This window comes from Methylophilus sp. OH31, from assembly GCF_000576615.1.
Classification (GTDB): domain Bacteria; phylum Pseudomonadota; class Gammaproteobacteria; order Burkholderiales; family Methylophilaceae; genus Methylophilus.
The window spans coordinates 143,736-161,321 of sequence record NZ_BAUS01000004.1 but is presented as its reverse complement, the minus strand read 5'-3'; the positions used below and the strand labels follow the sequence as shown (position 1 = coordinate 161,321).

Annotated in this window: 15 protein-coding genes; 6 read left to right on the top strand and 9 right to left on the bottom strand. The window is 48.0% G+C overall.

From position 1 onward, the window contains the following. Positions 1-20: 20 nt before the first annotated feature. A complete protein-coding gene (locus OH31_RS07345; RefSeq protein WP_036298887.1) occupies positions 21-1,088 on the bottom strand; it encodes a MoxR family ATPase in 1,068 nt (355 codons plus the stop codon). A gap of 193 nt (positions 1,089-1,281) precedes the next feature. On the opposite strand from OH31_RS07345, the gene OH31_RS07340 reads away from it, so the two are divergent. Further along, positions 1,282-2,739 (top strand): PLP-dependent aminotransferase family protein, encoded by a 1,458-nt coding sequence (locus OH31_RS07340; RefSeq protein WP_024930214.1) that lies wholly within the window; start codon positions 1,282-1,284, stop codon positions 2,737-2,739. A gap of 213 nt (positions 2,740-2,952) precedes the next feature. On the opposite strand, the gene OH31_RS07335 is transcribed toward OH31_RS07340, so the two are convergent. From OH31_RS07335 to OH31_RS07315, 6 genes are all read right to left on the bottom strand, one after another. After that, complete coding sequence (locus tag OH31_RS07335; RefSeq protein ID WP_024930213.1) at positions 2,953-3,819, bottom strand: DUF3800 domain-containing protein; 867 nt, start codon at positions 3,817-3,819, stop codon at positions 2,953-2,955. Between the two features lie 6 nt (positions 3,820-3,825). Continuing rightward, positions 3,826-6,153: a restriction endonuclease subunit S gene (locus tag OH31_RS14400; RefSeq protein WP_024930212.1), complete on the bottom strand. Its 2,328-nt coding sequence runs from the start codon at positions 6,151-6,153 to the stop codon at positions 3,826-3,828. A 2-nt stretch (positions 6,154-6,155) separates the two neighbouring features. After that, positions 6,156-6,968 (bottom strand): N-6 DNA methylase, encoded by an 813-nt coding sequence (locus tag OH31_RS15310; protein ID WP_256377663.1) that lies wholly within the window; start codon positions 6,966-6,968, stop codon positions 6,156-6,158. Beyond that, positions 6,901-7,596 carry a class I SAM-dependent DNA methyltransferase gene (locus OH31_RS15305; protein WP_256377665.1) on the bottom strand — a complete coding sequence of 232 codons (696 nt, stop codon included), beginning with the start codon at positions 7,594-7,596 and terminating at the stop codon, positions 6,901-6,903. Before OH31_RS15305 ends, OH31_RS15310 begins: the two co-directional genes overlap by 68 nt. Positions 7,597-7,646: 50 nt before the next feature. Continuing rightward, entirely contained in the window at positions 7,647-9,989 is a 2,343-nt protein-coding gene (hsdR, locus tag OH31_RS07320) for an EcoAI/FtnUII family type I restriction enzme subunit R (protein ID WP_088178113.1), read from the bottom strand. 93 nt (positions 9,990-10,082) lie between these two features. Further along, entirely contained in the window at positions 10,083-10,529 is a 447-nt protein-coding gene (locus OH31_RS07315; RefSeq protein ID WP_024930210.1) for a helix-turn-helix domain-containing protein, read from the bottom strand. Positions 10,530-10,636: 107 nt separating this feature from the next. Between OH31_RS07315 and fabF the strand changes: the two genes are divergently transcribed. Continuing rightward, positions 10,637-11,902, top strand: coding sequence for a beta-ketoacyl-ACP synthase II (gene fabF / locus OH31_RS07310; RefSeq protein WP_024930209.1), 1,266 nt, complete (start codon positions 10,637-10,639; stop codon positions 11,900-11,902). On the opposite strand, the gene OH31_RS07305 is transcribed toward fabF, so the two are convergent. Further along, entirely contained in the window at positions 11,899-12,264 is a 366-nt protein-coding gene (locus OH31_RS07305; RefSeq protein WP_242402222.1) for a thioredoxin family protein, read from the bottom strand. The genes fabF and OH31_RS07305 overlap by 4 nt on opposite strands. A gap of 93 nt (positions 12,265-12,357) precedes the next feature. On the opposite strand from OH31_RS07305, the gene OH31_RS07300 reads away from it, so the two are divergent. Continuing rightward, positions 12,358-14,145, top strand: a complete 1,788-nt coding sequence (locus OH31_RS07300; protein WP_024930207.1) for a monovalent cation:proton antiporter-2 (CPA2) family protein — start codon at positions 12,358-12,360, stop codon at positions 14,143-14,145. Position 14,146: 1 nt separating this feature from the next. On the opposite strand, the gene OH31_RS07295 is transcribed toward OH31_RS07300, so the two are convergent. Next, the gene (locus OH31_RS07295) at positions 14,147-15,061 is read right to left on the bottom strand and encodes a LysR family transcriptional regulator (RefSeq protein ID WP_024930206.1); all 915 of its coding nucleotides are present in this window, start codon (positions 15,059-15,061) and stop codon (positions 14,147-14,149) included. A 138-nt stretch (positions 15,062-15,199) separates the two neighbouring features. Here OH31_RS07295 and OH31_RS07290 point away from each other — a divergent pair, with 138 nt between their 5' ends. Genes OH31_RS07290 through OH31_RS07280 form a run of 3 tightly spaced genes read left to right on the top strand, consistent with a single transcriptional unit; the run spans position 15,200 to position 17,379 of the window. Continuing rightward, complete coding sequence (locus tag OH31_RS07290) at positions 15,200-15,949, top strand: glucose 1-dehydrogenase (protein ID WP_024930205.1); 750 nt, start codon at positions 15,200-15,202, stop codon at positions 15,947-15,949. Between the two features lie 17 nt (positions 15,950-15,966). After that, positions 15,967-16,602 carry a glutathione binding-like protein gene (locus tag OH31_RS07285; protein WP_024930204.1) on the top strand — a complete coding sequence of 212 codons (636 nt, stop codon included), beginning with the start codon at positions 15,967-15,969 and terminating at the stop codon, positions 16,600-16,602. A 3-nt stretch (positions 16,603-16,605) separates the two neighbouring features. After that, on the top strand, positions 16,606-17,379 hold the full coding sequence (locus OH31_RS07280; RefSeq protein WP_024930203.1) for an alpha/beta hydrolase: 774 nt from the start codon (positions 16,606-16,608) through the stop codon (positions 17,377-17,379). Positions 17,380-17,586: the final 207 nt, after the last annotated feature.

Sequence of the window (17,586 nt, the reverse complement as noted above, 5' to 3'; positions counted from 1 at the left end):
TGCTTTCATATGCAGAGACCTTAAGCAGCTTTGCTAAACGACAGGCTAGGCACAGCCACGGTGCGGATAATGTTGCTGGTCAGCTCCCTCGCCAGCGCCGTTCTGCGATTTTCATAGGCCGCGTTAAACACCAGGCGATGTGAAATCACCTCATGAAACACGGCATGAATATCTTCCGGATACAGGCTATCGCGGCCATTCAGCCAGGCATTCACACGGGCGGCCTTCATCAGCATACCCATACCGCGCGGGCTAGAGCCGGTCTGGATCACACGACTAACATCCACACTGTCCATGGTCACGCCAAATTTTTCCGGGTGTTGCGTCGCATCCCACAAATCCATGGTGTACTCTTCAAGCACATCGCTGGATTTGATATGGTCTTGCAGGCGATCAGAAAACGCATTCAACTGGTCAAATTTCAAAATATCGCTCTCAACCTGTTGCGTCAGTTTTTCGGCATGCTGAAACTTGGTATTGAACACCAGTGACTTTTTCAACTCACGATCTGTTGGAATCTCAATCGGGATTTCCATCATAAAGCGGTCACGCGCCGCAGATGGAATCTCAAACGTCTCGTTCTTTTCCACCTGGTTACGGTCGGCAAACACAATCATGTGCGGCATGCGATATTCTTTTTTAAACGCGCTGAGATGACGCTCTGCCATCACTCGCAACATCAAGGCATGCACCTGCGGCCGCGCACGGTTGATCTCGTTAAAAAAGAACACGGACAAATTCTCACCCGCACGCAGCAACGGGCCTTCATCAATCTGAGGACGGCCATCTGGACCAAGGAAGGTGTGGTAAATCAGGTCATTCGGCATCAAATCCACCGTGCCTTCAATCCGCTCATACGCCCCGCCGATACCGCGCGCAATTGATTGCAGCAAGGTGGTTTTACCCACGCCGACGCCACCATCCAGCAACACATGGCCACGGGCAAAAATAGCGATGTTCATTAATCGCACGGCTTTGCTTTGCCCCACGATCACTTGATTCACCTGCTTTTCAAGGTTCAACGCATGCTGACGCCAGTCTGTCAGTTGGGTATCTAATGCCAATCGAATATCAGAGGTAGGTGACATGAATCTTTCCTTTAATAGAATGTTTCAAAAATGTAACAGAGTGTTACAAATCCACAATCCTCCAGTTTCAAGAACTTTGCTGGTCCAGTGAGTTGTGAGATATAGTGATACTTGAGTAATCCAGATTGACGCCCAAGGAAAGGGATTTTTTCCCGATATTGAGGCTGTGCTGTGAGTAATGGAGAGATGAAAAATGCTACGTTCGTGGAGCCTTAAACTAACAATCACCGAGACCTCCGGTTTGCCGGTCTACCTGCAAATCGCCCAGCAAATCATGGAAGAAATCCAGAAAGGCAGGCTCGCACCCTCCACCGCCATGCCAGGCACGCGCGAACTGGCAGAAAAGCTCAATGTGAACCGCAAAACGGTGATCCTGGCCTATGACGAACTGATCGCACAAGGCTGGCTGGTCACCGAGCAACGCCGAGGCTCGTTTGTGTCGGCCAACCTGCCCAACTTCAACGCGCAACCGCAAACCGCCAAAACCAGCCAACAACCCGCCAACGTGGTAGCAGCCACCACACACCCACTGCTATGCTACCAATCACCGATGGAAGGCGTGATTGACTTCAATGACGGCATCCCGGATTCACGCCTGATCCCGTTTAATATTCTGTCACGCGCTTTTCGCCATGCTCTCATCGGCTCCAGCAAAGGCAACAACCTGGGCTACGGCGACCCGCGCGGTACGCTGGCATTACGCCAATCCATCGCCACCATGCTCAATATGGAAAGAGGCTTGAGTGTCGATATCGACCAGATCTGTATCGCACGCGGCAGCCAGATGGGTATTTTCCTCGCCGCACGCGTCCTCACCCGGCCGGGTGACAATATTGTGGTGGAACAACTAAGTTACCCGGCAGCCAAAGAAGCGTTCAGGTCTTGCGGCGCCAATATCCTCACCGTGAAGCAAGATAAACACGGTATTGATGTAGTCGCCCTGGAGAAACTGTGTAAACAACACCCCATCCGCGCCATTTATGTCACCCCGCACCACCAGTTTCCCACCACCGTCATCATGACTGCCGAACGACGCTTAAAACTGCTAATGCTGGCCGAGCAATATGACTTCACCATTGTGGAAGACGACTACGATCACGAATTTCACTTCTCGCATCACCCGGTATTTCCGCTAGCGAGTACCAACCACGGCGGCCGCGTCATGTACGTCGGCTCACTCTCTAAAGTACTCGCTCCCGGTTTGCGAGTAGGTTATTTGGTGGCAACACCAAGCCTGATAGATCGTTGTGCCAAAGAAGTGATGTTGATAGATCGACAAGGAAACTCAATCACAGAGCTGGCAGTGGCCGAGCTCATGGATTCCGGCGAAATCAAACGCCATATCCGCCGGACATTTAAGGTGTATAACGAACGCAGAAACCTGCTGATTGCGCTGATTAAAAAAGAACTCAAAGAATACGTCACCTTCGACGCCCCAGATGGTGGGCTGGCGATCTGGTTACGTTTGAAAGAAGGTTATGCCGTTGAGAGAGTAGCTGAACAAGCGTTAAAACATAAAGTACGCATTTTGCCTGGTACTTTGTTTTCAGAATCGCCGCAAAGCGTGCATGCGATTAGACTGGGGTTTGGTAGCTTAACGACTACAGAATTGGAGAAAGGTGTATTGGCTTTGAAAGCAGCTTTTTCATGACCGAACTACCGAGCAATTCTCGGTAGTTGAAAATTGGTATTGGCTTGCCAGTCGAGATAAATATTAGGGATTTATTCGAGCAGTTAGGTGTCACAAATACATACAACTAGTTACAGTTTTGTAAATTTTATTGACAGCTGAGTAACCACTAACTTATCATTCGCCCTATAAATGGACTGGGAGTGCCCGGTCGGCGCTAATGCCTCGGTGAGATCATCGGGGCTTTTCGCTTTCTTGGGGAGGATAAATCTTTAAACCCCAATTTTCGTATTGCTCTCCGACTTTATCTCTACCGCCCTCACAATAAAACTTTCGCCTCAAAATATCATAAGCTCTGTTTTGTTGGTCTGGCCTAATGACACTTAATCCAATAGGCCTTGCCACTAAATCCGCCAGTTGCAAGCCACTTGAATTTACCTGCTTCTTAGCAAAAACGATATTGAATGGCAAAGTCGTTCCGAGCTGATTCTCACCATCGCATATCCGTCTAAATTCCAGCTCTAACTCGTTGTCTTCTTTATCGCCTCGACACTCCACAACAACGTGAGTGAGTTTTTGATCTTGTTTCTTTTCTTTCAAAAATTCGAAGAGAGTTTCCAAACAAAAGCCTAAAGCCAAATGATATGGATTTGAGGTATCCCCGCTCTTAGTTTTCAATGCTTCTTTATCAATGACACAGCTAACGAGAATAAAATTACTTCGTTCAATAATCGAAGTTAGCTCATTCAGAAATGCTGACTTGTGCTCTCTATTCCTAAAAAAGTTGAAAAATCCCTTTTCTTTCCTAATTTCATTTTCATGTAGAACCACATGGTCGTGACCAAAGTGGTTGAACTTAAACTTCTCGAGCGCGGGAACTACTTGCTCACTGTAATAACGCTTATGGAATATACAAAAAGCCAGAACAAAAACAGGATAGTTAGGATCAATCGTTTGCAAGCCATGATCACCACTCTCATCTACATAAACGATGTAGTTACTAAAAGGCGAGTCAGAAGAAACAACCTCTTCTACTGCTTGCTGAATATTCTGAGTTTCAAACAGCGAGAATTGTTGCGGCAAACTTTTAGAGTTTTCCATAATGGGTTAATGAATCAACTTTACTTGATAAATTGTTTTACTACCTTTACCTACTGGAACAATATTATTGTCTTGTAACCAATTTAGCCACTTCGTTAGTCGCTCCACTGAAAACCGTTCTTTAGATGGATGCCAGTTTTCGCGGACTTCCTGAATAATTTGCTCATCTGTCGGTGATATCCCATTTAGCAAAAAATCATTCCATACAGCAAACAAGGTCGCGGCAATTTCCGCTTCTTCTGTTTTTTTATCTGCAAACAGAGTGAATAAACGTTCAAGCTCTTTACGCTGTTGATTGTTGCCAACACCATTCATTAAGGCCAAAGGCTCATCTATGGCTGATTTAACCTGATACTCAATTTTGGTATAGCCACTAGATAATTGTTTTTCTATCAGCCCAAACCAGCCAGCGGCAACTCCATCGCGCTCAAAATCGTATATCCATTTATCAAATGGGCCTGCTGCCTCTCGTTCAAATGTTAGATGCGTTTCAAACCCAATATGCTGCTGAGAGAGATACAACAACTTCATGGCAAATGTACGGCCAAACGCCTGATTGTGTTGCATATGCTTGATGATATTGCAGGTAATTGCTGCCCGATATGCCGCTAAATCGATAATTTCGGCTGAGGCTGGTTTAAGCGCCTGCGCCACCAAAGCATCGGCAATGGCTTGTTGTTGCTGGTTGGCTTGTTGAATGCTGGTTTTGAGTTGGTCGCATAGCGCCATGAGTGCATCAACTTTGGCGACGATGCGGTGTTGTTCGGTGATAGGCGGGATGGCTATTAGCAATTCATAAGCCTCATTTCTATTCAAACCAGGTTTAATACCTTTACCCAAAACATCCAAACCAAGCGTATGAAAAAGTTTAAACGAGAAGATTAGATCAAGCTCTCTATGAGGAATGCAGTAATAAGCAACATCAGTAACGCAACATCCCTCAGACAAAGATAAATTTAGTGCTCCAGCCGAGCCCTTTCTTCCAATAACAATACATTTTGAGTTCACAAAGCATTCGTTATGAGTTCCAACAATACCGTTTGAGCCATAAACAGGATATTCACCTGTATTTGTTCTTTTAGGTTCAGGCAGGTTATCACCATATTCAAACGTAAATAACTCCCCTAAACGTAACCAATGCCACCCCTTCGCTAGTTCAAATGGCTTCTCATCATCCCCTATTGGAGATAGCGGTTTTTCTTTTTTGAGTTTGCCTTCTGCAGACAGCTTGGCTTTTTCGGCGTGTATGCGTTTGAGTAGTTCGCTGGCGGGTTCATCAAAGGGGTCTTGCGGGACGAGTTTGCCCATGACGGCGAGTTGTAGCAGGGTTTTTTTGAGGGCGTCTATGCTGGCTTCGGTGGTAAAGAGCACATCAAAATGCGCGTAGATGCGTTGCCAGTTGGCGTTAAATTCTGCGGCGTTTTGGCTTTGGGTGAGCGTGGCGAGCAGTTGGCTTACCAAGGTTTCATGCGCTTCTTGTGCGTTGCTGTGTTGTTGCTCTAACTGGTCGCATAGTGCCATGAGTTCATCGACTTTGGCGACTATGCGGTGTTGTTCTGCGATTGGTGGTATTGGAACGATTACTTCCTTTGCTCTTTCAATAGTCAAAGTATGGACTGTCGTACCCATACTTTCTGAATGTATCTTATTGTTCCAGATTGTTGATAACAAGAAATAATTTAGATAGCCCGTATAAAGGTTAAAGAAATTTTTGAATATCAGAACACTGGCATCTTTGAAATAAAATCTATCATGAGATTGAACAACATACGGCACGCCAATAGTTCCAACACCTGTAATCATTACATCGTTTTCTTCTGGAACTACTGAGGTATTTTTTAATGTTTCAAATAGGTCTTCAGTTATAAATAATTCGTTATCGACGTAGCCATTTTCTGCTAGTTTGACTATTTCCCTTGCTCTATAAAATGGAACGCCTGAGTGAGTCCAATCCTTTTGATGTATACGACTACTTGAACCAATCAGCCCAATCTGACCCAACTTAGACCAACCCCACCCATTCGGCAATTCAAAAGGCTTTTCTTCCTCACCAATCGGCGTAAGTGGCTTTTCTTTTTTAAGTTTGCCTTCCGCAATCAATTTGGCTTTTTCAGCTTGGATGCGTTTAAGCAGTTCGATGGCGGGCTCGTCATTCGGGTCTTGTGGCACCAATTTGCCACGCACGGCTAACTCTAAAATCAACTCACGTAGTTTTTTTACACCATACACATTGCCTGCATTGCCACTGGCTCTGCCACGGCCTGACTTTTTCTCAGACTCTGCTGCTGTCCAAATATCGATATGCTCAGTGAGCAGGTTTGCAATATTGGTCATGCTTAATTGCCCTGTGTGCTGGAGGCTAGGGCTTCGCCCAAGATGCTCTTAAGCTGGTCACGCAGGCTAGAAATATCTTGTTGCATGGTGTGGTATTGCGCTAACAGCACTTCTGGTTCGTGTGTGATTTGCTCGCCCACATGTGGGTTTTTGCAATCGAGGTTGTAATTGCGGGCTTGTATATCAGCAAGGCTGACTTTCCAGGCTTGTTCGTTTTCTTGTCTAGCGCTAAAGCCGTTACTCTCACTGCCCCACCAGTTAGCGAGGGTTTCAAACTCTTCTACCTTCATGGGTTTGGTTTTGTTGTAGGCTTTTACGCCAGCGGGCAACGGTTGCTCATAAAACCAGATGTGTTGTGTGGGAGTACCTTTGGTAAAAAACAGCAGGTTGGTTTTAATGCTGGTGTAAGGCGCAAACACGCTGTTGGGCAGGCGCACGATAGTGTGCAGGTTGCAGTCTTGCAGCAGTTTTTCTTTGATGCGGGTTTTAATGCCTTCACCAAACAAAAAGCCATCGGGCAACACCAGTGCGGCACGGCCACCGGTTTTGAGCAGTTGCATAATCAGCACTAAAAACAAATCGGCTGTTTCACGGGTTCTAAACGTGGCGGGGAAGTTGGTTTCGATGCCGTCTTCTTCCATTCCACCAAACGGCGGGTTGGTAATCACCACATCCACACGGTCTTTTGGCTCCCAGCTAATGAGTGGGCGTGACAGCGTGTTGTCATGACGAATATTGCTGGGCACATCAATGCCATGCAGGATCATATTGGTGGTACATAACAATATGAGGTAATGGCTTTTTTTCAATGCCATGAATGCTGGCTTGCAGCTTGGCTTCATCATCCACGGTTTTTACATCTTGCCTGCGAACATGCTCAATGCTGCAGCTTAAAAACCCACCCGTACCACAGGCGGGGTCCATGATTTTTTCACCCAAGCGAGGATGAACCATGCCCACCATAAACTCAGTGACTGCACGTGGTGTGTAAAATTCTCCAGCATTACCCGCAGCCTGCAAATCGCGCAGGAGTTGTTCGTACATATCACCAAACAAATGGCGCTCTTTTGCCTTGTTAAAATCCACGCCCTCCTGAATTTTATTAATCACTTGGCGCAAGAGTTGCCCAGATTTCATATAGTTGTAGGCATCTTCAAACACTGACCGCATCACATAAGCACGCTGATCGTTGCCTTTGGCTGTGAGATTTTGCAAAGCGGGGAATAGCTCGTTATCGACAAACTGTTTCAACGCATCGCCTGTTATGCCTTCGGGATTGGCTGCCCAGTTACGCCAACGGAATTTCTCAGGTAATGGTGATTGATAATCATCATTTAGAACCTCCCAAGTGAGTTCGCGGTCATCAAATATCTTTAAAAACAGCATCCAGACCAATTGGCCTAAACGCTGCGCGTCACCATCAACGCCAACGTCTTTGCGCATAATGTCCTGTATGGATTTGATAGTGCTAGAAATGCTCATGATGTATTACTTTACGCGTAGAGTTGTTGCTCAAGTTCTTTTAAGGCATTGAGATAGCCTTGCTTGCCGCCAAAGGCTGAAATCAGTTCGGGGGCGCTGCCCATGGTTTTGAATGGGTCCAGGGTGAGGATTTTAATATCTTCAATATTTTCGACGCCAGTATCGGCGTATTTATCCAGCAAGGCTACTAATATTTGTCTGGCTTGCGCACCGTATTTAGCGAAATAATTACGCTTTTTGACCTGTTCGGCGCGTTCTTTGCGGGTGAGCGGTGGTTGGTCAAAGGCCACGTGGCAAACCAGATCAAATGGGTCAAAATCTTTGCCGACTTCTTCGGCCAATGCATCCAGTAAAATACCGTGCGATTCAAACTCTTGAATCAATGCGGCTTTGCGATCTGCACTCGTCCAGGTCTTTAGAAATTGATCTAAGCTTTGATAATCTTTTTGTACTTTGGACTTAGTGTAATCGCGAATAGACTCGGTTATCAATTTTCCTTCAGTGCCGTAGTATTGCACTCGTTGCGCGACCACATGTACAGCTACATTATCAACAACATACCGAACCCTACCCTTTGGCTCCTCGCCACCACCAGTAATGTCAGGCTTTTCAGGATTAGGTAATGGCGAACTCGGGTCTTCAATTTCGTCGGGCGGTACTGGTAATTGACCATCTTTAGGCTCAAAAATGACTACAGGTTCACCATCAAATTTTTTATCAGCAAAAAGCTCGGTGGCCTTTTTGAAGTCCATGATCGTGAACCAAAACTTACCGTAATCCTCATTGATGCGCGTGCCCCGACCAATGATCTGCTTAAACTCAGTCATGGATTTGATGTGCTGATCAAGCACGACTAATTTACACGTTTGAGCGTCCACTCCGGTGGTCATTAGCTTGGAAGTCGTTGCAATAACCGGATAACGTTCTTCTGGATTGATAAAGTTATCCAGCTCGGCCTTGCCTTCGTTTTCATCGCCAGTAATACGCATGACGTATTTGCGGTTTTCTTTAACACGGTCTGGATTCAAATTCACCAATGCCTGACGCATACGCTCAGCGTGATCAATATCATCGCAAAACACAATAGTTTTGGCATATGGGTCGGTTTCTCGTAAAAATTCGGTGATTTTTTGCGCCACCAGTTGAGTACGCTTCTCTAACACCAAGGTCCTATCCATATCAGATTGGTTAAAAATACGATCCTCAATAAGTTGACCATGTTTATCAACCTGACCTGCTGTTGGTCGCCAGCCTTGCAGGTCTTTGTCAATATCAATCCGAACGACTTTATAAGGTGCCAAAAAGCCATCTTCTATACCTTGCTTCAGTGTGTAGCTATACACTGGATCACCAAAATAAGTAATGCTCGAAACCTCTTTGGTTTCTTTGGGCGTTGCAGTGAGACCAATATGCGTAGCATTGCTGAAATATGCCAATACATCACGCCATGCTGAATCTTCGGCTGCGCTGCCTCGATGACACTCATCTATCACAATTAAATCAAAGAAGTCTGTGCTGAATTGTTTATAGATATTTTTATCTTCTTCGTTACCGGTCACAGCTTGATAAAGCGAAAGATAAATCTCATAGGATTTATCAATTTGCCGTTTACTAATTTTGGTCATTGCTGGACCAAAAGGCTTGAAGTCATTATTTTTAGTTTGATCGACCAGGATGTTACGGTCTGCTAAAAACAAAATACGCTTTTTGGCACCAGATTTCCAAAGGCGCCAAATAATCTGAAAGGCAGTGTAAGTTTTACCTGTACCAGTGGCCATGACCAACAAAACGCGTTGCTGACCTTTTGCAACGGCTTCAATTGTTTTATTGATTGCATTAGCTTGATAGTAGCGAGGTGCTCGACCAGTTCCATCATCGTAATAAGGCATTTCAACCGTGGCTTTAGCCTTTTCCGTGACAATGCCTTTCCAATCGCAATAGCGTTGCCACAAGTCTTCAGGATTAGGGAAGTTATCTAAAGTGAGCTCCAGCTCTACTGCATGACCATTTCCTGTTCGATCGTGCATCAAAAAAGCATCACCATTACTACTAAATACAAATGGAATTTCTAAAATCTCAGCATAATTAAGCGCTTGTTGCATGCCAGCGCCAACACTGTATGAATTGTCTTTTGCTTCGATAATTGCAATGGGAATATTGCTTTTGTAGTAAAGGATATAGTCTGCACGCTTGCGCTCGCCTCGAGTGTGCAATTTGCCGCGAACGATAATGCGACCATTAGTAAAGCTGACTTCTTCACGTACTTGCGTTTGAATATCCCAGCCTGCACTTTGAATTGCTGGCGTAATAAACTTAGTGCAGATGTCGCGTTCGGACAATTTCTGAGCCACCACATCCCCCCCTGAGTTAGTTTTTTTAACATCCTAACAAAAATAAAACCCCTTGGTGGGGCTTATTTGGAAGCATGCTTTCATTTAGCATTAATTTTATACGTCTGTATTTCTTACGGTTTTATGTTGCTCAGCCGTAATTTCCAGCTGCGTATTTTTATCCACCAAGCCTAATTCAACAGGCTTCCCTGTCTCAGTATCTATCAATAGCACATTAGGCCCTTCTTCAGCATAATATTTGTTACCCCACGCCATAATAGTCAGCAATACCGGCCTGAAATCCAGCCCTTTTTGGCTAATCACGTATTCATACCTAGGCGGTTTTTCACAATACATATTTCTTTCGAGCAAGCCTGATTCGACCAGCGCATTTAGACGTTTGGTGAGTGTGCTTGTAGCGATGCCCAGACTGGTTTGAAAATCATCAAACCTGGTGACGCCCAGCATGGCTTCGCGCAGAATTAATATATTCCACCACTCCCCCACGTGTTCCAGGCTTCTGGCAATTGGGCATGGCATATCGCCCAGGCTTTTGTTTTTCATTGGTGATCCATGTATGTGATTGAAGTTACTTTTATATTGAAAGTTACTGTACTATAGTGACTTCAGTTACGAAAGTGACAGTATAAATAGTTACGCTTGAGGAAGATATGGAAAGAATTGTCATTACCGGTATGGGCATGGTTTCTCCTTTGGGTTGTGGTGTCGAGCTTGTCTGGCAACGCTTGCTGGCCGGGCAATCCGGTATTAAAAAACTACCGGCAAGTATCGCTGATTACCTGAATACCAAAATCGCTGGCATCGTGCCGGATAAGGCTGAAGATGCTGCTGGCGGGTTTGATGCCGAGGGTGTGATTGCGGCCAAGGAAATCAAAAAGATGGATAGGTTTATCCAGTTTTCCTTGGTGGCGGCTGAAGAAGCGATCAAGCAGGCGAAGTGGTTTCCGAGTAGTGAACGCGCCAAGGCCAGAACGGCAACGGTGATTGCTTCTGGGATTGGCGGCTTTCCGGCGATTGCCAATGCGGTGCGCACCACGGATAACAAAGGTGTTTCACGTTTATCGCCTTTTACTGTGCCGTCGTTTTTAGTCAATCTGGCTGCTGGGCATATTTCTATCCGCCACGGCTTTAAAGGCCCATTGGGTGCGCCGGTGACTGCTTGCGCTGCGGGTGTGCAGGCGATTGGTGATGCGGCGCGCATGATACGGGCGAATGAGGCGGATATCGCCATTTGTGGCGGCGCTGAAGCTTGCGTGGACTTGGTGAGTTTGGGTGGCTTTGCGGCGGCCAAAGCGTTATCGGCTGGTTTTAATGAGCACCCGGAACAAGCCTCGCGCCCGTTTGATAGCCAGCGTGATGGCTTTGTCATGGGCGAAGGCGCGGGGGTGTTGGTGATTGAAAAGCTGAGCCATGCGCTGGCAAGAGGCGCGACGCCGATTGCAGAGGTTGTCGGTTATGGTACCTCTGCCGATGCTTACCATATCACCGCCGGGCCAGAAGATGGTGATGGCGCCAAACGTGCAATGGAAGCGGCGATTGCGATGGCCGATATTTCGCCTGCGGATATACAACACCTGAATGCACATGCGACTTCTACACCAGTGGGTGATGCTTGCGAGATTGCGGCGATTAAATCTGTGTTTGGCGCTGACAACTCGGTAGCGATTGCATCAACTAAATCGTCTACCGGGCATTTGCTAGGGGCAGCCGGTGGCATTGAAGCGATTTTTACCGCATTGGCCGTCAGGGACCAGATTTCGCCATTCACCTTAAACCTGACTGACACGGATGCACAGGCCGAAGGGCTCAACTTTGTAAAAACCAGGCCACAAAAACTGCCGATTGATTATGCGATTAGTAATGGCTTTGGCTTTGGCGGCGTGAATGCCAGTGTGATTATCAAACGCTTTAGCTAGATGCCATCGCCGCTGAAATCACGAGGCAATGACACGCTGCTTAAGGCGGCTCTTAATTCTGCGGCGTCAATTTGCCTGACCAGGCGCTGAATCTCGACGCCGTCTTGCATAAAAATCAATGTGGGCCATAGTTTCACGTGGAACGACCGGCCCAGCCTGCGGCCTTTGCCGTCTTCAATTTTAAGATGGCGAATTGTTGGGAATTGGGCCATTTCAGCGGTGATGGTGGCTTGTGCTGCCTGGCAATAGCCGCACCAGCTGGCGCCAAACTCTAACAGGGTGACTCCCGCCAGGCTGTTTACTTCTTCGCGCGTAGGTTCTTGTTTTTCCATCTTGATGACTATCGTACGCGAATCTGTCATGCTTGGCTGCTAAATCAGGCAATACGCATACCTTCCATCTCACCGGCGAGTGTGATAATTTCGCCTGAAAATCACGCATGCATAAAGGCACCAATGAATACCTCCAGCTTTCTCGTCCAGGCAGCGATCTACCTGTCTGCCGCCATTATTTTAGTACCCGTATTCAAGCGGCTGGGCTTGGGCTCGGTACTGGGATATTTGATTGCGGGCATTCTGATTGGGCCTTATGCCTTAAAACTGATTGCCGACCCTGAACATGTGCTGCATTTTGCCGAGTTTGGCGTGGTGCTGATGTTGTTTCTGATTGGCCTGGAACTGGAATCGCAAAAAGTATGGGAGTTACGCAAGCTGCTGTTTGGGCTGGGCGGCTTGCAAGTGACGCTGACCATAGGCCTGGTGACGGTGATTGCGCATAGCCTGCATTTTAGCTGGCCTGAGGCACTGATTATCGGCATGGGCGTCGCCATGTCTTCGACCGCCATTGGGCTGACCGCGCTGATTGAGAAAAAACAGTTACACACAACTGGCGGCCAAGCCGCGTTTGCCACTTTGCTGTTTCAGGATTTATCGGTGATTCCGCTGTTTATGCTGCTGGCGTTTATCGCCCCCAATCATACAGGCGCGAGCGTTGACCTGTTGGCTGTGGCTAAGGCGATTGCCGTGATTGCCGCCATTATTCTGGCCAGCCGGACGGTGTTGCGCCCTATCATGCGCGTGATTGCGCAAACCGGTGTGCGCGAGATTTTTGTCGCTTTTTCACTATTGCTGGTGATTGGTATTTCGCTCGCCATGGAGTCAGTAGGCTTGTCGATGGCGCTGGGCACTTTTCTGGCTGGTGTGTTACTGGCCGACTCGGAATACCGCTATGAACTGAGGCTGGATATTGAGCCAGTAAAAGGCTTGCTGCTCGGCCTGTTTTTTATTGCTGTGGGCATGACGGTCGATTTAGCACTGGTTACCAACCAGCCATTGCTGATTTTTGGCGGTGCCTTACTCATTGTACTCACTAAATTATTGGTGCTGGTGGGCCTGGGCTGGCTGTTTAAATACCCGCTGCGTGACAAGTTGCTGTTCGGCGCGTCATTGTCGCAAATCGGTGAATTCGCCTTTGTGATTTTTGGCCTGGCGCTCGCGCAAGACTCCATTTCACGCGACACCTACAATATCCTCAATGCCATGGTCGCCGTCTCCATGCTGACCACGCCGATACTGCTGTTGCTGTATGACGCGTTTGTCGGCCTGCAATGCAGCGAACGCCCCAAAGACGCCATCCCGGAAAATAACGCCGTCATCATTGCCGGTTTTGGTCGCTTTGGGCAAATCGTCGGCCGCGTACTCATGGCCAAAGGCATCACCCCTACCCTGATTGATAACGACCCTAACCAGGTTGATTTAACGCGCCAATTTGGCTGGCGTTGTTATTACGGCGATGCCTCCAGACTGGACTTACTGGAAGAAGCAGGCATTGCCGAGGCAAAACTACTGGTGATTGCGGTTAATGACTCCCATGCGGCGTTGGAGATGGCGAGGCTAGTTACAGAGCGCTGGCCGCAGGTAACGATTGTGGCCAGGGCCAGAAGCAGAACGGACGCGTTTGATTTACGTGAGCTGGATTTACATCCGATTCGGGAAACGTTTTACTCTTCGTTAGAAGCGGCTAAACAATCGCTGGTCGCCATTGGCGAAACTGCCAGCGCAGCGGCCAGAATCATCAAGCAATTTGAAAAACACGACCAGGAACAACTGGAAGCCACACTTAAAATCAGGCATGACAGAAAAGCCTTATCCAGTGTGATGGAACAAGGTCGCCAGGATCTGAAAACCCTGCTGGAAATGGAAAGCACGAGTGCCGAAAAAAATGAGGCGCAGGCAGCGCCTTGATTTAGCGTATATTCTGTAGCAAGCTACATTCAGAAAATAACTCGGCCACCCACTCAATAAAGACCCTCACCTTGGAGGAAAGGTGTCGGTTTTGTGGGTACAGCGCATTTATAGGCAAGCTGCCGGCCGGGTAATCCTTCAATACCTTTTCTAACTTACCATCACTTAAATAGCCTTGCACCATAAACGTAGGCAATTGACAGATGCCTATGCCCGCCAAAGCGGCGGCCACAATGGCATCACCGTTATTAATGGCCAGTTTGCGTATGGTAGGGATTTCTTGCTCTACGCCATTTTGCTGAAGGATGAAGTTGCGCACTTTGCCAGTTTTGGATGAAAAAAAATGCACAGCCTGGTGGCGTTGTAAGTCGTCCGGGGTTTGTGGTGTGCCGTAGGTTTTTAAATACTCTGGCGAGGCGACCAGCAAAAACTGCATGGTGCCTACCCGGCGGGCGACCAGGCTGGAATCAAGTAGATTACCGATGCGGATCACACAATCAACGCCCTCTTCCAGCAAATCAATCGGCCTGTCATCACAGCCGATCTCCAGTTGTATTTCCGGATAACGTTTAAAAAAATCCGGCAGCGACGGAATAATCACCAGCCGCCCAAGCGGTGTCGGTACATCTACCCGTAACCGCCCTTTTGCACTGACCGTGGCCTGGTTAAGCGAGGCCTCGGTTTCTTCGAGTTCGTTTAGTAGCCGGATCGCGCGCTCGTAATACGCTGCGCCATCAGTGGTGACGCTGATACGCCGGGTGGTGCGGTGCAGCAGTTTGACGCGCAGGCGTTTCTCCAGCGCCAGCACCTGCGCCGAGACCGTGGTCTTGGGCAGATTAAGCGACAGCGCAGCTTTAGTGAAGCTCTCGAGTTCTACCACTCGCGTGAACGCCAACATAGTGTCAAAGCGGTCCATACACTTCCTTGTTGATCTTGATTGTCCAATAAACTAGCACAGTGATTGCATATTTAGCTTATTTATCTGTGATTTTTATTTATTTATAGTGGTCACCAGATTTAAACAACTTCATTACTTTTTATTTAGGAGATTTTTATGAGCAAGAAACTTGAAGGTAAAGTGGCCGTGGTCACTGGTGCATCCAAAGGCATAGGCGCAGAAATTGCCAAACGTTTTGCACGGGATGGCGCGGCAGTGGTCGTTAATTATTTATCCAGCAAAGCTGGTGCAGATAAAGTAGTGGCCGAGATTACCCAGGCCGGTGGCAAGGCAGTTGCCGTGGGTGGCAGTGTGAGCGAGGCGGCCGAGGCGCAAGCCATTATTGAAGCAGCCATAACCAACTTTGGCAAACTGGATATTTTGGTCAACAACTCCGGTATCTACGAATTTGCCACCATTGAAGAGATCACCCCTGAACATTTCCACAAACAATTCAACATCAACGTGCTGGGCTTGTTGCTCACCACGCAAGCCGCGGTCAAATACTTACCTGAGGGCGGCAGCATTATCAACATCGGCTCAGTAGTCAGCCGCTTAACGCCTCCAGGTGCTGCCGTATACACCGCCACCAAAGGCGCAGTGGATGCGATTACTGGCTCATTATCTAAAGAACTGGGCCCACGCAAGATTCGCGTCAATGCCTTGAACCCTGGCCTGGTAGCAACAGAAGGCACCCAAACCGCTGGTGTGATTGGCTCAGAGATGGAGAGCGGCTATGTGGCACAAACACCATTGGGGCGCACAGGCCAGCCGAATGATATTGCATCAGTGGCAGCCTTTTTAGCCTCTGAAGACTCCTACTGGCTGACTGGCGAGCAATTGTTGGTAGGCGGTGGCTTGCGTTAATTTTAGAGAGTAAATAAATGATCAACTTATATACATGGGCAACACCGAATGGTCGAAAAATCTCCATCCTGCTGGAGGAGTTAGGACTCGACTATGCGGTGAGCCCGGTTGATCTGGGCAAGCTGGAGCAGTTTTCTGCCCATTTCAGCGCGATTTCGCCCAACAACAAGATTCCGGCCATTATCGATACTGAACCAGATCATGACCCGGTCGTGATTTTTGAAAGCGGCGCTATTCTGACTTACCTGGCGGAGAAAAGCGGCCAATTTCTGGCACCTCATGGACAGGCACGATATAGCGCTATGGAATGGTTGCACTGGCAAACCAGCGCGCTGGGGCCAATGTTAGGACAGCTTGGTTTTTTCGCAGTGAGAAGCCAAGAGAAATCACCATTAGCCATTGCGCGATTTACCGAAGAAGTGGAGAGATTGCTCACCGTGATGGAAAAGCAGTTAACAAGCAATGCTTATCTGGCTGGTGAAGAATATTCAATCGCCGATATTGCCTGTTACCCTTGGGTGCAAGCGGCTAGGGTCTATTTCAAAGAAGCGTTGAATGGCTCGTTTGATACTAAACCAGCGTTGCAACGCTGGTTAAAAACGGTGGGCGAACGCCCTGCGGTTAAGCGAGGCATGGCGGTGCCAACACTTTAAGCCATGTGGACAACAACTTTTGAATACTCGGCCAGTGCAACACCAATTACTTTGCAGGTGTTTGGCAAAGGCGATGCTAAACGCAAACAACCCGTCCTGATTTATTTTCATGGCGGGTTGTTTAACTGCGGCAGTATTGAAACCGCTTATGACATCGCCAATGCGCTCTCTGAGCACATGGTGGTGGTGTGTGTCGCCTATCCCTTGGCGCCGGCCATGCAGTTTCCTGACACGATAGAAGTCGCCTACGAAGCGCTGGCGTGGGTAAGTGCGCACGCGAAAACAATAGGCGGGGATACCAAAAGGATCTTTGTTGCCGGGGAGCAAGCGGGGGGCAATCTGGCCGCAGTCGTCGCCATGCTGTTTCGCGACCGCGGATTAACTTGCCGTAATCAATGCAGCCTGCAGGGACAAATATTGATCAACCCCATGCTGGATGCACTGCAAACGTCAAAATCACTGGCAGCTGTAGCAGATAGCCCGTGTCGCCGGGCGTGGGCGGATTATACGCAGGTGGCCAGCAATGCCTTGCATCCGTATGTGTCGCCGGTCAATTCCTGTCGACTGGCCGGACTGGTACCCGCCATGATCATCAACAGTGACACCAACCCGCTCAGGGATGAAGCTGAAACCTATGCCACAAAACTGGTGCTCGCTGGCGTGCCAGTGCAAGTACAAAGACTGGAAGATAATGCTTTGAACTTAAGTAACAGCCAGCATCCTGCTTTTCACACACTCTGCCAGTTAATCATGCAGTTTATCGGGCAGGCCGCATAAATTACCTCTTGGCTCAGCGGTAATTCATCCTGTCGAGCGCCAGGGCCTGCCTTTTATCCGTCGTAGATGTAACAGAAAGTGCTAGCAAGGCCGCCTAGCGCACGAATAGGCTGCTCCCCACCCTAAGTATGTCCTGGGAAGTATTTTGAGCGCAGGCGCGCCGATAGTGATATCAGCGAATCATCCGGCAACGCTAAAAATCAAACG